This window comes from Hyphomonas sp., from assembly GCF_017792385.1.
Lineage (GTDB): Bacteria > Pseudomonadota > Alphaproteobacteria > Caulobacterales > Hyphomonadaceae > Hyphomonas.
Genome location: NZ_CP051230.1, coordinates 1324454 through 1341227, shown reverse-complemented (window position 1 = coordinate 1341227; position 16774 = coordinate 1324454). Strand labels below are relative to the sequence as shown.

13 protein-coding genes are annotated in these 16774 nt (G+C 62.6%); 6 read left to right on the top strand and 7 right to left on the bottom strand.

Going from position 1 to position 16774, the window contains the following annotated elements; genetic code table 11:
* Nucleotides 1-7: 7 nt before the first annotated feature.
* Complete coding sequence (locus HF955_RS06745; protein ID WP_291078792.1) at nt 8-1582, bottom strand: caspase family protein; 1575 nt, start codon at nt 1580-1582, stop codon at nt 8-10.
* A 137-nt stretch (nt 1583-1719) separates the two neighbouring features.
* On the opposite strand from HF955_RS06745, the gene cysQ reads away from it, so the two are divergent.
* From cysQ to HF955_RS06730, 3 genes are all read left to right on the top strand, one after another.
* The gene (gene cysQ, locus HF955_RS06740) at nt 1720-2508 is read left to right on the top strand and encodes a 3'(2'),5'-bisphosphate nucleotidase CysQ (RefSeq protein ID WP_291078791.1); all 789 of its coding nucleotides are present in this window, start codon (nt 1720-1722) and stop codon (nt 2506-2508) included.
* 58 nt (nt 2509-2566) lie between these two features.
* Entirely contained in the window at nt 2567-3907 is a 1341-nt protein-coding gene (glmM, locus tag HF955_RS06735) for a phosphoglucosamine mutase (RefSeq protein WP_291078790.1), read from the top strand.
* A 103-nt stretch (nt 3908-4010) separates the two neighbouring features.
* Nucleotides 4011-4916 carry a hypothetical protein gene (locus HF955_RS06730; protein ID WP_291078789.1) on the top strand — a complete coding sequence of 302 codons (906 nt, stop codon included), beginning with the start codon at nt 4011-4013 and terminating at the stop codon, nt 4914-4916.
* Here HF955_RS06730 and HF955_RS06725 read toward each other — a convergent pair.
* The gene (locus HF955_RS06725; protein ID WP_291078788.1) at nt 4913-5563 is read right to left on the bottom strand and encodes a 2-hydroxychromene-2-carboxylate isomerase; all 651 of its coding nucleotides are present in this window, start codon (nt 5561-5563) and stop codon (nt 4913-4915) included. The two genes, HF955_RS06730 and HF955_RS06725, sit on opposite strands and share 4 nt — an antisense overlap.
* Nucleotides 5564-5626: 63 nt before the next feature.
* Between HF955_RS06725 and HF955_RS06720 the strand changes: the two genes are divergently transcribed.
* A complete protein-coding gene (locus HF955_RS06720) occupies nt 5627-6583 on the top strand; it encodes an alpha/beta hydrolase (protein WP_027838238.1) in 957 nt (318 codons plus the stop codon).
* A gap of 57 nt (nt 6584-6640) precedes the next feature.
* On the opposite strand, the gene HF955_RS06715 is transcribed toward HF955_RS06720, so the two are convergent.
* Nucleotides 6641-9424: a TonB-dependent siderophore receptor gene (locus HF955_RS06715; protein ID WP_291078787.1), complete on the bottom strand. Its 2784-nt coding sequence runs from the start codon at nt 9422-9424 to the stop codon at nt 6641-6643.
* 381 nt (nt 9425-9805) lie between these two features.
* On the opposite strand from HF955_RS06715, the gene HF955_RS06710 reads away from it, so the two are divergent.
* Nucleotides 9806-12154 (top strand): TonB-dependent receptor, encoded by a 2349-nt coding sequence (locus tag HF955_RS06710; protein WP_291078786.1) that lies wholly within the window; start codon nt 9806-9808, stop codon nt 12152-12154.
* Between the two features lie 81 nt (nt 12155-12235).
* Nucleotides 12236-13639 (top strand): protein adenylyltransferase SelO family protein, encoded by a 1404-nt coding sequence (locus tag HF955_RS06705; RefSeq protein ID WP_291078785.1) that lies wholly within the window; start codon nt 12236-12238, stop codon nt 13637-13639.
* Nucleotides 13640-13648: 9 nt separating this feature from the next.
* Here the strand turns inward: HF955_RS06705 and HF955_RS06700 are convergent, their stop codons facing one another.
* From HF955_RS06700 to HF955_RS06685, 4 genes are all read right to left on the bottom strand, one after another.
* Nucleotides 13649-14212 carry an HNH endonuclease gene (locus HF955_RS06700; protein WP_291078784.1) on the bottom strand — a complete coding sequence of 188 codons (564 nt, stop codon included), beginning with the start codon at nt 14210-14212 and terminating at the stop codon, nt 13649-13651.
* Nucleotides 14213-14350: 138 nt separating this feature from the next.
* Nucleotides 14351-14998, bottom strand: coding sequence for a DNA-3-methyladenine glycosylase (locus HF955_RS06695; protein ID WP_027838242.1), 648 nt, complete (start codon nt 14996-14998; stop codon nt 14351-14353).
* Nucleotides 14995-16014 carry a DUF2125 domain-containing protein gene (locus HF955_RS06690; RefSeq protein WP_291078783.1) on the bottom strand — a complete coding sequence of 340 codons (1020 nt, stop codon included), beginning with the start codon at nt 16012-16014 and terminating at the stop codon, nt 14995-14997. Before HF955_RS06690 ends, HF955_RS06695 begins: the two co-directional genes overlap by 4 nt.
* Before the next feature lie 9 nt (nt 16015-16023).
* Complete coding sequence (locus HF955_RS06685; protein WP_291078782.1) at nt 16024-16773, bottom strand: 1-acyl-sn-glycerol-3-phosphate acyltransferase; 750 nt, start codon at nt 16771-16773, stop codon at nt 16024-16026.
* Nucleotide 16774: the final 1 nt, after the last annotated feature.

The following is a 16774-nucleotide window of genomic DNA, read 5'->3' as shown; positions in this document are numbered from 1 at the left end:
CGGCGCGTTACTCGACGCCCGGAGTCTGCCAGGGAATGCTTTCCCGGAAATAGATTGGCAGGGGCAGCGACGACTGGAACCAGGGCGTCTGCTGCCCGCCCGTTTGCGCATTCACATCGGCAGACACGCGCCGCATGACGGTTTCAATGTCGACCCGGTCTGGCGACTGGACGCGGGCGGCGAAGGCCGCAGCAAAGAGCGATGCATCCCGCGCATTGGCATGGGTCGATTCCGGCGCATCGGCATAGGCAATCACGACATTGTTCTGGCCAAACTCCCGGTCAAAGCCCGGTTCGGCCCCCTTGTTCCCCATTAGCTCGAACGGCCGGCCGCAATCCACCAGAACCACCACCGCCTGCGCGCCGGCGGATTCCAGGCCGGACACGATCTCGCCCAGCGGCACCCCGCGCGCCGTGACGCCGGACTCGTCTTCCGGCAGTGGTCCGTCCGGCAGAAGATAATTCTCCCCCGCAATCGCGGTGCCATAGCCTGCAAAATAGACCACACCGACCGCCGCAGGCCCTGCCGCCCGCAGCCGGTATCGGAATGCGTCCAGCGCGTCCCTGAAGGCCGCCTGATCCGCATCCAGCGTCAGGCTGGCATCATAGCCGCTGGCCTGCAGGGCCGCGCGCACCTTCTCGCCATCGGCGGCAACCTCGGGAAGGTCCTGCCCGGCCGCGCCCGCATGATTGTTCGCGATGACCAATGCGTGCCGCAGATTGGGGCGCGGCGTCCAGATTCGGTCGGGATCATACACGACGTCCTCATCGCCGATGCTGATATCGATGGACCGGCGCTGCAACCGGCTGAGATTCATCGGTTCCTGGCGCTGCAGCGTGCGTTCCAGCACATCGACCCGCACCTGCTCGAACAGGTCCCGCACCGTCACGGCGGGCGCAGCCAGGCGCGTCGCGAGCGATTTCGCATAGGGGCCCCCTCCATCCTCGGCGCGGCCATCGCTGGCCGTCTCGCCTTCCCAGGTGGCAAAGGACAGGAACATGTTCCGCTCCCCTGCCCCGCCAGTGGAGCGTCGCAGCCCCCGGAACGCCTCGCCGCCCCCCAGGGCACGCTGGGCTTCCGGCAAGCGCAGCACATTTCGGCAGGCATCGATTGCAACGACGCTCGGCGCTTCCAGTGCCACAAGCTTGTCCATCAGGAATTCGAGCGAGACGGAATCGTCCCACAAGGCCTCGTCGAGCAGATCCACATCCTCGACGGGGATCAGATAGTTTCCCCGATTTTCACGCGCGGCCCCGTGGCCGGAATAATAGAAAAACCCAATGGCGTCCGGACCGGCAGCCTCCATCAGGCGCACATATTCGCGGATTGCGCGCAACATGGTCGACCGGTCGGCATCCACAACGACATCGCCGGTCACCAGGTTGAACCCGCAGGTCTCGATGGCTCCCCGGATCAGGCGGGCATCATTCACCGGATTGGCCAATGGCCCGATACCGACCGGATAGGCCGCATTGCCCATGATCAGCGCGATCCTCGGGGCCTCAGGCGCATCCTGGGCCTGTCCCGGCCAGGGCAAGGCAGCCGCGCCTCCCAGCAGCAGCATGTGACGACGCGATATCATCTTCACCCTCTCTGTCAGCGCATGGGCAAATGTTGCCCATGCCCGCCTGCCACGTCAACGCCGTGCAGGAATTGGGTTGCCTCTGCCCCGCGCGGCTGACAGGAAGGGCGCGCATTCAGTCAGGGGGACCACACACAGTGACGATTTCAGCAGACCAGCTTGCCCGAATTGCGCTCGATGCCGGCAAACTCATCATGGACATCTATGAGAGCGATTTCGATGTCGATCGCAAGGGAGATGCGTCCCCGGTCACCGAAGCCGACCAGCGCGCCGAGACCCTGATTCTGCAAGGGCTGGCCGAGGCAGAACCCGATCTGGCCGTCGTCGCCGAGGAATCCTTCAGCGACGGCAAGGTGCCCGAACACGGTCATCGCTTCGCCCTGGTCGATCCGCTCGATGGCACGAAGGAATTCATCAACAAGAATGGCGAGTTCACGGTCAACATCGCGATCATCGAGCATGGCCGCCCGGTCATGGGGGTCGTCTATGCGCCGGCCCGCGACCGCCTGTTTGTCGCTGAAAGCCACAATTCCGCCTGGCAGGCCGAGGCCGCTCCGGGTGGGGACCTGCCGTCCAGCCGCCGGCCGCTGAAGATCCGTCCGGCCCCGACTGCCGGACTGACCGCCGTGGCATCTAAATCCCACCGGTCCCCGGAAACCGATGACTGGCTCGGCAAGTTCAATGTCGCCGAAACCGTCGGCGCAGGCTCGTCCCTGAAATTCTGCCTGATCGCCGCCGGAGAGGCAGACCTCTATCCCCGCATGGGCCGGACGATGGAATGGGATACCGCTGCGGGCCACGCCGTTGTCGAAGCTGCCGGTGGACGCGTGCTGACGGAAGACGGAACACCCCTGCTCTATGGCAAGACCGAACGCGGCTATGACAATCCGCATTTCATCGTCTATGGCGACGTGACACCCGCCTGACGATCCGTCTCGATTTTCGGCGGCATTCCTGCCAGACTCGCCTGTGGAGGATTCGCCCATGGCACGTCAATATTTTGGCACGGACGGAATTCGCGGCCGCGTGAATACGCCGCCCATGACGGCGGAATCCGCCCTGCGGCTGGCCATTTCCGCCGCGCGTACCTTTGCGCCGGAAGGCGGCCGGGAAGTCGTGATCGGCCGCGACACCCGCCGGTCAGGCGAAATGATCGAGGCCGCATTGATCGCCGGTCTGACCAGTATGGGGCTGCAGCCTGTCCTGCTCGGCATCGTGCCGACGCCCAACGTTGCCCTGATGACACGCGCCACCGGCGCGGCCCTCGGCCTGATGATCTCGGCGTCCCACAACAAGGCCGATGACAATGGCCTGAAACTGTTCAGTCCCGAAGGCATCAAGCTGACCGACGAAACCGAGGAGGCGCTCGAGGCCGCCATGGCAACGGCGTTCGAAGGCGCCTATGCGGCGCCGGCCGCCATCACGACGCCGCAGCGGCTCGGCAATGCGACCGCGCTCTATCTCGACCGGTGCCTGGACACGGTTGGTGCCGACATGGATCTGTCCGGTCTGAAGATTGTGCTCGATTGCGCCCATGGCGCGGCCTTCGAAGTCGGCCCGGCAGCCCTGCGCCAGCTCGGCGCAGATCTTTTCCTGATCGGCGACACGCCGGATGGCATGAACATCAATGCCGGGGTCGGATCAACATCTACCGGCCAGCTGAAATCAGCCGTGCTCGAACGGAAAGCGGATATCGGCATCGCTTTCGACGGCGATGCCGACCGCCTGGTCATCGTCGATGAACAGGGCGAGGAAGTGGATGGCGACCAGGTCATGGCGCTGATCGCGGGCGAGTTGCACCGCGCCGGACGCCTGAAGGGCAGCGGCATGGTGGCCACCGTCATGTCGAATATGGGGCTCGCGGAATATCTCAAGGATATGGGCCTGACCCTCGCGCGGACACAGGTCGGTGACCGCTATGTCGGCGAGCATATGCGCCAGCACGGGTTCAATCTAGGCGGGGAACAGTCCGGCCACATCATCCTGTCGGATGTCTCCACCACCGGAGACGGGCTGCTGGCAGCGCTGCAGGTGCTCAAGACCGTGTCAGCCAACGACCGGCCGACCTCGGAATTGCTGCGTGTCTTCACGCCCGCGCCGCAGAAGCTGGTCAATATCCGGTTCAGCGGCGCAAACCCGCTGGACAGCGATACCGTGAAGGATGCCCTTGCGCAGGCAGATCACATGCTGGGCGAGCGCGGCCGGATGGTGGTGCGTAAATCCGGTACGGAACCCCTCATCCGGGTCATGGCAGAGGCGCTCGAAGCCCCCTTGATGCTGGAAGCCCTGTCGCATGTGGTGAACGCCGTCGAGGCGGAGGCCTGAGCCTGAACCGCTCCAAGCACCTGATTATATTGAGTTTTAATTCCTGATAAGTCTTTGTCAGGATTTTGCACCTATGCTCCCTGTTCTATTGGGGGACAGCGGCATGACCTTTGATGCACGGGGCGAGTCGAAATCGTCAGGCGGGAACACGCTGGTGTTCGGGGCCATCACGCTGACCGTCGTCGCCGGCGCGTTCTTTGCCGTGCTCAGCCTGCCCAAACCGGATCCCGCACCGCAGCCGGTCGCCGCGGCAACCCTGACGCCGTCTCACCAGGCCCCCGCACAGGACTCCGCCGTCCATGCGGCCTTCGAAGGCAAGTCTGCCCGCAACTTTCTCGCCGCCATGGCAGAGGTGGACCCGGCCGCCCGCAACCGGCTCGATCGCCGGCTCGCCACGGCGCAACCCTATGACCATACGCGCATTGCCATGGAGGAAGCCACGACCGTGCTTGCCCGTCACAGCGATCAGCTGGCCCAGGCCGACATGCGCCATGTGGATGCCTGGCTGGACATGACCCGCAAGGGATTGCGCAAGGCATCCCGGTCGCGTCATCGCTGGTGCGCCGGCAGCCGGTATCAGGATTTCAACGCCGTCTCCGGTCTTTCCGGCCAGATGGCGGCCGCATCGGATCTTGCCGAGCTCGGATCGGAACTGTCCGACTATACATTCGATTCCTTCGCCCATGCCTTCCGCGCCATAGGCGATGCCCGCAGCCACCCTGTCCAGCACGGCCCGGTCACCTCGCGGGACGAAGCGGCTCTGCAAAGCCTCGCCATGTCCCTGATTTCCGATCCCCAGATCATGCCCTTGCTGATGGCATCGGGCCGCGATGGGCCATCGGACTCCGCCCTCGCCGCGCTTGACGTCTGTGATCTGGGCGTCACGGCCCTGACTGCCTTCAAGACGCTGCCCCAGGGCACGAAGGGAAGGGTCTTCGCCGACATGGTGAAATCTGCGGACTTCGAGAATGTCGGCATCGACAATCTGCGCGGCCTGCCGAACCTCTAATCCACGCGCCGCGCGATGCCGGACTGGGCAAGCCGCCACTCCAGCACGTCCAGCCGGTCCTGTCCGAAATAGGCTTCTCCGTCGAACACCATCAGCGGTACGCCCCAGTGATGCGGGTCCTGCGCCGCCTGGTTCTCCGCGATCACCGCTTCCAGCCGCTCCGTTTCCGACGCCTGCCTGGCATCGAGGTCGGCGAGGTCAAATCCCGCCCGGGCGGCGGCCTCAGCCAGGGCATCGCCTTCCGTCCACGCCCCGCCGGACCAGATCAGCGTCGAGACTTCATCCATGAACGCCCAGCCCGCCTCGTCTCCGGCCTCACAGGCCAGGATGCCCAGCCGCGTCAGCCGCCCGATATGCGGCTGGTCCGGGGAAATCTCCCGCGTCATCATGTTCATCACCACGGGGTCCGGGTTCAGCGGGCCCAGCGGCAGGCCGAGATATTGCGACAGGCGGACGATGTCGCGCATCAGATAGGGCACCCATTGCGGGCGGACTTCCGAAAAGAATTCCGGCGTGCGGATCGCAATTGGATAGACCGGCCGCGGGCGCACCCGCACCTCCCATTTCTGCGGCAGGGCGCGCAGGCGCTTTGTGGCCAGATAGGAATAGGGCGATCGGAACGACCAGAAGACGTCGACAGTTTTCATGCCATCACCTTGGCGACGGAATGACGTCTTCACAAGGCCTCAATTAAACGCCATTTAGCCCGCATGGGCCTTGATGACACCTTCCGCCAGTTCATGGACAAACTCCAGATGCCGGACTTTTCCGCCATGGACTGGAAAGGCTCGGTCGACCGTCTGCGTCAGCAATTCTATGTCGCCAGCCGCGCCATTGAACGCGACGCGCCGGAAATGGCCAATATCTCGCTGATCACCCTGCCCGGCCCGGCCGGCCCGATGAAGGCGCGCATCTACACGCCTCTTGGCGCTGGTATCCCGCCTGGCCCCGGAATCATCTTCTTTCATGGCGGCGGCTTTGTGCTGGGTGACCTCGACAGCCATGACATGATCTGCCGGCGCCTGGCCGAAGGGGCCCGCGCCCGGGTCATCGCCGTCGACTACCGCCTGGCCCCGGAACACAAATTTCCTGCCGCCCACGAAGATGCGCTGGCAGCCTGGAACTGGATCACGACCCATGCCGACATCTGCGGAGTGGACCCGGATCGGCTGGCCGTCTGTGGCGACAGTGCCGGCGGGAACCTGTCAGCCTTCCTTGCGCAGGAACTGGTGCGCACCGGAAAGCGGGGCCCCGCTTTCCAGCTTTTGCTCTATCCGCTCGTCCAGTTTGTCGACATCCGCACAAAGAAGATGACCTTCCAGGAAGGCGGATTCTTCATTTCGGCCAATCTGTTCGAATATTTCCGCGACGCCTATATCGGCGACCATGCCCAGCGCATGGATCCGCGCGTCTCGCCGCTGTTCGCCGAACCTGCCGCCTTCAAGGGATTGCCGCCTGCACATTTCGTACTGTGCGGCTGGGATCCGCTCAAGGATGAAGGCCTCGCCTATGCCGACAAGATGGCCAGTTTCGGCGTCAAGGTCAGCGTCCGCGAACATCCCGGCATGGTGCATGGGTTCATGAACATGACCGCCCTGTCGGATGCTGTCCGCATTGCCATCCGGGACGCAGGCGTCGAAGCCGGCCGGGCGCTCGGCGCCATCTGATCCCATAAAAAAAGGAGGCGACCCGAGGGCCGCCTCCAGTGCTGCATTCGATGGCAATCAGTTGCTGCCGCCGAAACGCTTTGTCACGCTGACCTTGAACGTACGTCCGAACGGATTGTGGGTGTACGGATCATAGTTCAGGTCGAACGTGGTCTGGCTGTCGATCTCCGTCGTGTTGTTTCCGGTCAGGTCGCCGCGCTCATCTTCATAGGAGTCGATGTAGCGCATGACACCACGGAAATTGTGGTCTCCGGTCGCCAGGTTGGCGAAGACATTCGCCTTCCATTGCGGCAGGGAGCGGGAGAAGTTGGACCGGTTGAACTGGTCCACACGGTCTCCGCCCGGAATGATCACCCCTTCGATCTCGAAATCGTCCACATCATATTCGAGGATGTAGGACGCTTCGGCACCCATGGAGAAGTCACCCCCGGCAAAGGCATTGTCCCAGACATTCTCGACGCGGATATCGAAGCCGGACGTCTTGATGTCCGGACCATTGACGATATTCGTCTCGACACGGGCAATCTCGTTCGCCTGGTTCACACCGTCACTGTTATTGTCCGTGAAGGTGATCCGCTCCAGGATCGCTGCTTCGTCATCCCCGGCCGCAAGCGCCGCAAGTGCAGCGTTCACAATCGAAGCCTGATCTTCAACGATGATCGGATCAGAGAAGTCGAAATTGTAGTAGTCGATCGAGGCGTTGAAGCCGCCATTCTGGTAGATGGCACCCAGATTGAAGCTGAAGGCACTTTCCGGCGACAGGGCGGGGTTACCGAACTGGTCCACCGCCTTGAACGCCGACGTCGGTGCAACGAATTGCAGCGTCGTGACATTGCCGGCCAGCTGGTTCAGCGTCGGGCCCTTGAACGAGGTCTGGGCCGACCCGCGCAGGGACAGCGCGTCATTCACCTGCCATTTGGCAGCGACTTTCGGGTCAAAGGTCGAACCGACCTCGCCACCATAGTCTTCATACCGCATGGCCACCTGCACATCGAGATCCTCGAACAGCGGAATCTGCAATTCGCCGAAACCAGCATAGATCGTCTGCTCCCGGTCTGCCGGGGTGAAGCCCGCCAGGAAGGAGAACGGTCCCGTGCCGCCCGGCCCGGGCGTGATGTTGAGATTGTTCAGGCTGTTCGGCGTCAGCGTGTAGGTTTCCCGGCGAACCTGGAAACCAGCTGCCCAGCCGACGGATCCGCCCGCCGCCTGCACATTCGACTGCCCATTCGTCACGGCGTCGAAGACGAGCAGGCTGGTTTCAGCCGCCGTGAACTGACCGTCGGTCAACCAGTCGGCCAGCGTCTCGGAGTTTTCCAGTCCCGGAACATAGGACGGATTGGCTTCACCCGTGATTGCGTTGGCAGGAATCGCGTTCGAGAACGGATTGTAGTATTCACACGCGCCCGTGCCAGCGACGAGTGATCCGGTATAGCCGGCCGCAAATGGTTGCGTTCCTGTTGCCGGGTCATTCCCGGTAATGGGGTCGGTACAGACACCATAGCCATTCAACGCGGCCGTGAAGCCGAGAATATACGTGTCATTCGTGTTCCGGTCGGCAGACGCTTCACTGTAGCCGAGGCTGGTCGACCAGTTGATGCCGTTCTCGAAAGTACCGTCCAACTCACCGGCAATCCGCAGCGTTTCATGCTCGCGGAAGCCTTCCTGTGCGCCACCCGTACCCGGGAAGCCACCCCAGCCGAACGACCGTCCGATATAGAGAGCAGCCAGCGTGCCGGCCGGGAAGTCACCCGGATTGTCCGCGATATATTGCTGGAAGCCTGGATTGCTCACCGGCACCACTTGCGTCGCGAGTTCCTGCGGCGGATAGGACGGAGACGTCTTCCAGCTTGGAACGTCGGTCATGCCGTACAGGGCTTCAAGATGAAGACCGATGCCATTCGAGAATTCGCGATTGTATTCGGTGAAGACCTGGTAGCGCTCTTCCTCTTCCACCAAATTGTCGAACTGGGTGAACTGGAAGTAGCATTGATCATTGGCCGGATTGACGATGCCGCCGACATCGGTACAGCCGGCTTCGCGGTTCACGGCGCCAATGACGCCAAGGCCGGTACCGGTCAGGCCAAGCGCCACATAGCGGCCAGGATTGGAAAGGGACGAGAAGCCACCCACCGGGTTTTCCGTGATGTCGGAAATTGCCCAGTCCTTTTCGAGCAGCGCCACTTCATTCTTGTACTGGTAGCCTGCGGAGATGATGAAGTTCCAGTCACCCCCCTGCTTGCCCCAGGCGGCCGAGACATCATACTCGCCATCAGATCCGTCGAACTGCTGGAAGCTGCCACCAACTTCAAAGCCCTCGAGGTCTGTCCGCGTGATGAAGTTCACGACACCCGCAATGGCATCCGAGCCGTACAGGGCGGCTGCGCCGTCCTTCAGCACTTCGATGCGGCCGATTGCGGCCGACGGAATCATGTTCGTGTCAACAAACAGCTGCGCCTGCTCACCCACGCCATAGGGCGAGAAGGTCTGGCGCTTGCCGTTCAGCAGGACCAGCGTCCGGCCGGGCCCGAGACCGCGCAGGTTTACGTTGGAGGTGCCTTCCAGTCCGTTCGAGGCGAACTGGTTGGTCTGTCCGTCGACCCCGGACGATACGCCGAGGTTCCGGATCAGTTCGGTGACACTGGGCGATCCTTCCAGCTTCAGTTCACCGGCCGTCAGAACGTCGACCGGCAGGGCCGCGTCTTCCGGCGTACCGGCAATAAAGGACCCGGTGACCACCACCGTCTCCTGGCGCGCCTCGGCGTCTTCCTGCGCGACGGCTGGCATGCCGACCGCAAGCGCAACGCAAGACGCACTAAGCCACATTTTCATTTCACGATTCATCTACTTCCTCCCGTGTTGTGAGCGGCCGGTCTCTGGTGCCCGGCTCTGGCCTCACCCACAGACAGAATATGCCCGGTTCGCCAGTCGAACAGGGGCATATTGTTGTGCGGCGCAGCAATTCTGCCCCCCAAATGGGGGATAAATTTTGTGACAACGTTGTTGTGTTCATCTTCTTTCGAAAGCCGCCGTCACAATCTGCACGAAATCGGTCAGAATCGCCCGGATTGTGGCGCAAATGTTACAGTGTTGGACAAACCTGAAACCTAACCAGATTTTGAGGCTGTATCCGGCAATAGAACGATTATTTTTGACGAACACCCGCCGCCAAGAGCGGGCTCGAACCCCCTCCCGGAACTCGAAATACACAATCAGGAAACTGCTATGCATCTCAAACAGTCATTGTTTGTGACGGCTTCTGCCGTCCTCTTTCTTGCGGCCAATGCTCAGGCCCAGGACGCCACTCCGGCGCCCGAATCCGAGCGCGAATCCGCCATCGACCGCGTGCTCGGCACGGTTACGGTCACCGCGACCAAAAAGAAGGACGTCGAGAACGTCCAGGACGTGCCGGTCGCCGTCTCCGCGTTCAACTCCGACACGCTTGACGCCCTGAACGTCACGACCCTGGAAAGCCTGTCCTACTCGTCCCCAAACGTGTCGCTGGATGATGTCGGCACCTCGCGCGGCACGGCGAACTTCGCCATCCGCGGCCTCGGCGTGAACTCGTCCATCCCCTCCATCGACCCGGCCGTCGGCGTGTTCGTCGATGGCGTCTATATCGGCGTGAACACCGGTGTCGTCGTTGACCTGTTCGATGTCGAAAGCATCGAGATCCTGCGCGGTCCGCAAGGCCTGCTGTTCGGCCGCAACACGACCGGAGGTGCCGTGGTCGTGAACTCCGGCAATCCGAGCGACGAATTCACCTACAAGATCGGCGCAAAGGTCGACGGTCCTGTGGATGAAGACCGTGGCGGTGCCAGCGGCACCATTCAGGGCTATGTCTCCGGTCCGCTGATCGAAGGCCTGCTGAACGGCAAGATCGGCGCCTCCTACACGTCGGACGCCGGCTATTTCGAAAACCAGTACAATGGCGACAATCATGGCGAACTTCAGATCGCCACCTATCGCGGCGCGCTCGAATTCACGCCGACCGAGCGCCTGACCGTGCTCGGCAAGGTCGAATACACCGACAGCCGCGGCGACGGCCCGTCCGGTCAGAACCGCTCCTATTTCGATCGCAAGACGTTCGACTTCTCGATCAACGAGCCGGGTCTTGCCGAAGCCGAAACCATCTTTGGCTCCATCCGCACCGATTATGATGTTGATTTCGGCAATGGCCGCATCACCAACATCTTCGGCTATCGCGATCTGGAATCGGCCACGGTCGGCGACATCGACGCCACGCCGTTCACGCTGTTCCACTCCGGATCGGAGTTCAATCAGGAACAATTCTCCAACGAGCTGCGCTATGCCGGTACCTTCGGCAAGGCGGACGTGACGACCGGCCTGTACTATTTCGAACAGGAAATCGCCTACACCGAGACCCGCAACCTGCCGACGACCCGTCCGGCGACGCTGCCGGCCTCCATTCCGTGGGGCTTCTATGGTGGCGGCCGTCAGGATCACACGGTCTGGGGCGCCTTCGCCAATGTCGATTATTCCGTGACCGACAAACTGGTTGCCACGGTCGGCCTGCGCTATTCCTCCGAGGAGAAGGATGCCGACGTCATCTATATCCGTCCGCGGAACGAGTGTTCCGTTGTCAGCGGCACCTGCTCGCCGGACGGCACCAATGCCCTGATCTCCCTGATCACCGGCGGCCTGGTGGCAGAGCCGAACGGCTTCAGCGATGGCAATGACTGGTCCAACTGGACGCCGAAAGTCGGCCTGCAATACTTCTGGACCGACGATTTCCAGACCTATGCCCACTACACCAAGGGCTTCCGGTCCGGTGGCTACAATTTCCGCATCACCGATATCCCGATCTTCCAGTCCTTCGTGACCCAGACCGGCGATCTCGGCTTCGATGAGGAAGAAGTCGATGCCTTCGAAGTCGGCTTCAAGACCAGCAGCGAAGACGGCCGCGTCCAGGTCAATGGCGCCCTGTTCCACACCAAGATCCAGGACATGCAGCGGGAAGTGAACACCGCCGGATCGTCCGGCGTGGTGCAGAACATCATCAACACGGCAGATGCCTCCATCACCGGTATCGAAGTGGATGGCCGCGTCGCAATCGCCGATTCCTGGCTCGCCACCTTCAATGTCGGCATGATCGATGCCTCCTATGACGAGGTCTTCTTCGATCTCGACGCAGACGGTGTTGTCGGCTCCAGCGACCTCTCCCTCGACCTGCCCCGCGTGCCGCAGGCAACTTGGGGTGTCGGCCTGATCAAGGATGTCGACCTTGGCGACAATGGCGCACTGGTCGGTCAGGTGAACTACCAGTTCCGCGACCGCATCGCGTACACGGACAGCAATTTCGGCTGGATCCAGTCCGCCAACATGCTGGACGCAAACCTGACCTGGGAAACGCCGATCGACGGTCTTGCGGCCTCCATCTACGGCAAGAATTTGCTCGACGAAGTCCAGGCCGGCAACGACACGCAATTGCCCTTCCCGGGCCCGCTCTCGACCGGCCAGAACTATCCGTATATGGGCCTGCCGGCCGGCGGTACGTTCTCCCCGCTCAAGAAGGGCCGCCTTGTCGGCCTCGAGCTGACCTACGAATACTAGGCTCAGCTTGCACAGCGTATTTTCAGGAAAGGGCGGCCCGGCGGGTCGCCCTTTCTTCATTCACCCCCTATGTGTCTGGCCATGACCCAGTCCCCACCGATTCTCGACATTGCCGATTTCATCGCAGACCCGGTGGACCCCGCCGGCTTTCCCTCCCACACGCTGCGCTTCTGGAACGCCCGCTGGGCAGAGGCTGTCGGCCTCGGGCATTTGGGACCGGAGGCACAGATCGCCCATTTCGGCCGGTTCGATCCGCTGGACGCAAATCTCCCGCAGCCGCTGGCCCTGCGCTATCACGGCCACCAGTTCGGCACCTACAACCCCCAGCTTGGCGATGGCCGCGGATTCCTGTTCGCCCAGCTGCGCGATGGCGCATTGCGCTGGCTCGATCTCGGCACGAAGGGGTCCGGCCAGACGCCCTGGAGCCGGCAGGGAGATGGCCGCCTGACCCTCAAGGGCGGCGTGCGGGAAATTCTCGCCGCCAGCTATCTCGAAGCGCTCGGCGTCAACACATCCAAGGCGTTTGCCCTCGTCGAGACCGGGGAACAGCTCGCCCGCAATGACGAGCCTTCGCCCACGCGCTCAGCCGTGCTGACACGGCTTTCCCACAGCCATATCCGCTTCGGCAGCTTCCAGCGTCTCGCCTATCTCGAGGAAACAGACGCTCTCGCCCGTCTGGTCGACTATGCCGTCCGCCATTTCCATCCCGGTGCAGACGATCCGGACAGGGCCCGCAGGACGGTCAACCTTCTCGCTGCCATCTCGGCCGCCACCGGCCGCATGATCGGCCAGTGGATGGCCGCAGGGTTCGTCCATGGTGTGATGAACACGGATAATTTCAACATCACTGGCGAAACATTCGATTTCGGGCCATGGCGCTTCCTGCCTGTCTCCGATCCGAACTTCACCGCCGCCTATTTCGACCAGCAGGGACTTTACCGGTTTGGACGCCAGCCCGTTCAGGGCGGCTGGGCCCTCCAGCAGCTGGCCTCTGCCCTGCTGCCGCTCGCCGATGCCGACGCACTGGCAACCGGATTGGCCCCCTATCAGACGGCCTATCAGGACAGCTTCATCACCCACACGCATGCCCTGCTCGATATTGCACCACTGGGCGAGTTGCAGGCCGACACGGAATTCCTGCAGGCCTTCTATGCCTGGATGACCGAAACCGGCGCCAGCTGGCCCCAAGTCTTCTTCGACTGGTTTGGCGGCGTGGCCAGCGCGGACCGAGCATCGGCCTCTCCGCTGGCCGCGCTCTATGTCGATGATCCTTTCGCACCGGTCCGGGACGGCTTCGAGGCCCGCCAGCCGGTCCGCCCGGACCGGTTGCACCATGCCTATTTCCAGGCGCCCGCTCCGGTCAGCCTGCTGATAGACGAAGTCGAGGCCGTCTGGGCTCCGGTTGCAGAATCCGATGACTGGTCGGCGGTCGAGGCGAAACTCGCCCATATCGAACAGGCCCGCCAGGCCTATCTCGGGTCCTGACCCGCACGGTCAGCCGTCCAGTTCGACATCCCAGTAGAGATAATCCATCCAGGTCTCGTGCAGATGGTTCGGCGGGAATTTCCGGCCGATTTCCTGCAGCTGGTAATTGTTCGGGCGTGCCGGCGGCTTCGACAGGTGCATGTCGGTATGCTTCAGCAGTTTTCCGCCCTTGCGCAGATTGCACGGGCTGCATGCCGCGACGATGTTCTCCCATGTCGTGCGGCCGCCCTTCGAGCGCGGGATCACATGGTCGAAGGTCAAATTCTCGGACGTGCCGCAATACGCGCAGGCGAACCCGTCGCGCAGGAAGACATTGAATCGCGTGAACGCCGGCGGGCGGTCCTGGCGTACGAAATCCCGCAATGCGATGACGCTCGGCAGACGGAACTCCGTGCTCGGGCTGCGCACGACATAGTCATATTCTGCAATGATATCAACACGGTCGAGGAAAACGGCCTTCACCACTTCCTGCCAGGGCCACAATGACAGCGGATAATAGGACAGGGGCCTGAAATCGGCATTCAATACCAGAGCGGGCCGGCCGCTCGGAGGGACCGAAAGGATCTCAGCCATGGAAGACCTCCATGGTGCAGAGAACATATGCTTGCTCGAACCGACTGAAGGCGCAGCTCCTTTTCGTCTCGCCCCTGCTCTAGGTGATTCACATCATCAGATTATGACAGAAACGGCGTTTTGCAACGTTTTCCCTGATCAGGCCTGCGGGCCCGCCCGCCCGGCCTTGTCGCGCAGATCATTGATCCAGCCCCACAACATGTGCGCAGCGACACCCCGATACGGCCGCCAGATTTCCGCATGGGCCGTGAATTCCTTGATTTCCATACGGGTTTCGACCTCCGAGAGCAGCTTGTGCGCCTCCATCAGGCCGACATCTCCCACCGGAAAGGCGTCCATCGCCCCGACCGAATAGAGCAGGAACAGTTCCGCCGTCCACGGGCCGATCCCCTTGACCGAAACCAGTTCGCGGCGCGCCGACTCAAGATCGGTCGCACATACGCGCTGCAGGTCCAGATCGCCTCGTGTGATCGCTTCGGCAATCGACCGCATGTGCCGCACCTTGGGCCGCGACATGCCGCACGCACGGATGTCCTCTGGATCGGCGGCCAGCACGGCCTGCGGCGTCACCTCGCCGAACAGGGTTTCGGTCCGCCCCCAGATGGTTCCGGCTGCCTTGGTCGACAATTGCTGGTAGGCGATCAATCGGCACAGCGCCGCATAACAGGGATCGCCGACCCTCCAGTGCGGCACGCCCAGCTCGTCATAGGCCCGTCCCAGCGCAGGATCTGCGGCCGCCAGCGTTTCACAGGCCGCTTTCAGCTTGCGCCGCGACGGCGCCGTCAATAGCCCGGACCCGGCAATGTCCCAACCGGGACAAGCCCCATCCGGACCTCGTCATCCTGGATCGTGAAGCTGAGAAATCCGCCGTCCGCCGACGAGGTTTCCAGCATGGTAAGCATCGCATTTTCCTGCTGGCCCAGCTGGCCGGATTCCTCCAGCACCGCCCTCAATTCGGTCGTATCTTCTATCCGTATGCCGAAGGACCCGTTGGCCCGTCCATTGGTGTAGGCAATGTCCCCCTTCATGCCGAGGTCCAGCGGGCCCCAGTCAAGAAGGGCCTGCGCAATCTCCACGCCGCCCTCCTGCTGGACCAGCGCCCGGTGGAACCGCTCCGGATCTCCGCCGGCACGAATCCAGGCCGGGAAAAATCCGCGTACCTCGCCAATCAGACGCGAGGGGCCCAGCGTATCGCCCAGGAATTCTGCGCCCTGCGGGGCGGCATTGATGGTCAGCCGGTCCCATTGCAGCGCAATCATCAGGTCATCCTCTGCCCCCGACCGCGGGGCAAGGTTCAGGGAGAACCCTGCCGTCTCATAGGATTCACCATTGATCAGCGCGGTGGCGCTGCCCATCTGCACGCCGATCCGTCGAATGCCGTCGCGGGTCCAGGACACGCTGGTCGCCGACGATGTGTCCAGCGTCACGGTCTGGCGCAGGCCGCCCGGTTCGGTCACCAGATTGCGGCCCGGCGAATAGGCGATCACATGCTGCCAGTTCCAGGGCTGCATCACCAGGCGCAATTTCTCGCCCTCCCAGCGTCCCTGCCCGGCAGCCTGATACACCGGATCGTCCACAACCAGTTCGAACCTGTAGGGAAATCCGCCGAGGGATTTCGAGGAATATTCGATTACCGTGCCATTGGCGCGCTGTTCGGAAATCCACTGATCGATCCCCTTGTCCAGCTGGCCCTTGGCGACGAACCAGTAAGCGGTCCACGCGCCGATCCCCAGCAGCAACAGGGTGAAGGGCAGATACAGCCAGAATCGGCTCTTCTTCCGGGATGTCGAAGGCTCGGCCATGAACGGGTCCTATTGGCTGGTGGCGGCGAGGCGACCCTGCACGCTGCGTCCCTCTGCGACAAGGGCGTCCGATGCGGTCTCGAGGTCCGATTGCAGCCGTGTCATCAGCTCCCTGCGCGGCAGGCCTGCCGGGATCGGCGGCAGGATGTCATAGATGATTTTCCCCCGGGTCCGCTTCAGGCCCCGGCCCGGCCAGCACAGGCCGGCATTTGTTGCCACCGGCACGATGGGGGCCTCGATGGCCTTCGCCAGTCCGGAAATGCCGGCGGCATGATAGGCAGGCGGGGCGCTCGGCTCCGTCCGGGTGCCTTCCGGAAAGATCACGATCTGGCGTCCATCCTCGGCGCGGGTCTTCGCCTCGGCGACCATCTTCTTCAGCGTTTTCGTGTTCCCGGCCCGGTCGATCGGAATCATCGCCGTCTTCAGCGCGTACCAGCCGAGGAACGGATACCAGAGCAATTCCTGCTTCAGGATGATCGCCGGCGCCGGCATCACCAGGAACGGAATGAACACATCCAGCATGCAATTGTGCTTGCCGGCATACAGCACCGTCCCGCGCGGCATGTTCTGGCGTCCGCGAATTTCCACCTCGATGCCGCAGATCACGCGCAGGCCCCAGATCAAGCCCCGTGCATACAGGCTGATCGCCCAGAAGGTCACGGATTTGGGCAGCAACAGGGCCGGCAGGCAAACGATCCCCATGACGGCCATCAGGCCGTACATCCAGATCACGAACAGGATGGAACGCAACATCATCATC

What these genes read in the sequence shown, in the direction of transcription:
- HF955_RS06745 (WP_291078792.1), bottom strand. Translation starts at nt 1,582, where the DNA reads ATGATATCGCGTCGTCACATGCTGCTGCTGGGAGGCGCGGCTGCCTTG.
- glmM (WP_291078790.1), top strand. Translation starts at nt 2,567, where the DNA reads ATGGCACGTCAATATTTTGGCACGGACGGAATTCGCGGCCGCGTGAAT.
- HF955_RS06730 (WP_291078789.1), top strand. Translation starts at nt 4,011, where the DNA reads ATGACCTTTGATGCACGGGGCGAGTCGAAATCGTCAGGCGGGAACACG.
- HF955_RS06725 (WP_291078788.1), bottom strand. Translation starts at nt 5,563, where the DNA reads ATGAAAACTGTCGACGTCTTCTGGTCGTTCCGATCGCCCTATTCCTAT.
- HF955_RS06720 (WP_027838238.1), top strand. Translation starts at nt 5,627, where the DNA reads ATGGGCCTTGATGACACCTTCCGCCAGTTCATGGACAAACTCCAGATG.
- HF955_RS06715 (WP_291078787.1), bottom strand. Translation starts at nt 9,424, where the DNA reads ATGAATCGTGAAATGAAAATGTGGCTTAGTGCGTCTTGCGTTGCGCTT.
- HF955_RS06710 (WP_291078786.1), top strand. Translation starts at nt 9,806, where the DNA reads ATGCATCTCAAACAGTCATTGTTTGTGACGGCTTCTGCCGTCCTCTTT.
- HF955_RS06705 (WP_291078785.1), top strand. Translation starts at nt 12,236, where the DNA reads ATGACCCAGTCCCCACCGATTCTCGACATTGCCGATTTCATCGCAGAC.
- HF955_RS06700 (WP_291078784.1), bottom strand. Translation starts at nt 14,212, where the DNA reads ATGGCTGAGATCCTTTCGGTCCCTCCGAGCGGCCGGCCCGCTCTGGTA.
- HF955_RS06690 (WP_291078783.1), bottom strand. Translation starts at nt 16,014, where the DNA reads ATGGCCGAGCCTTCGACATCCCGGAAGAAGAGCCGATTCTGGCTGTAT.
- HF955_RS06685 (WP_291078782.1), bottom strand. Translation starts at nt 16,773, where the DNA reads ATGATGATGTTGCGTTCCATCCTGTTCGTGATCTGGATGTACGGCCTG.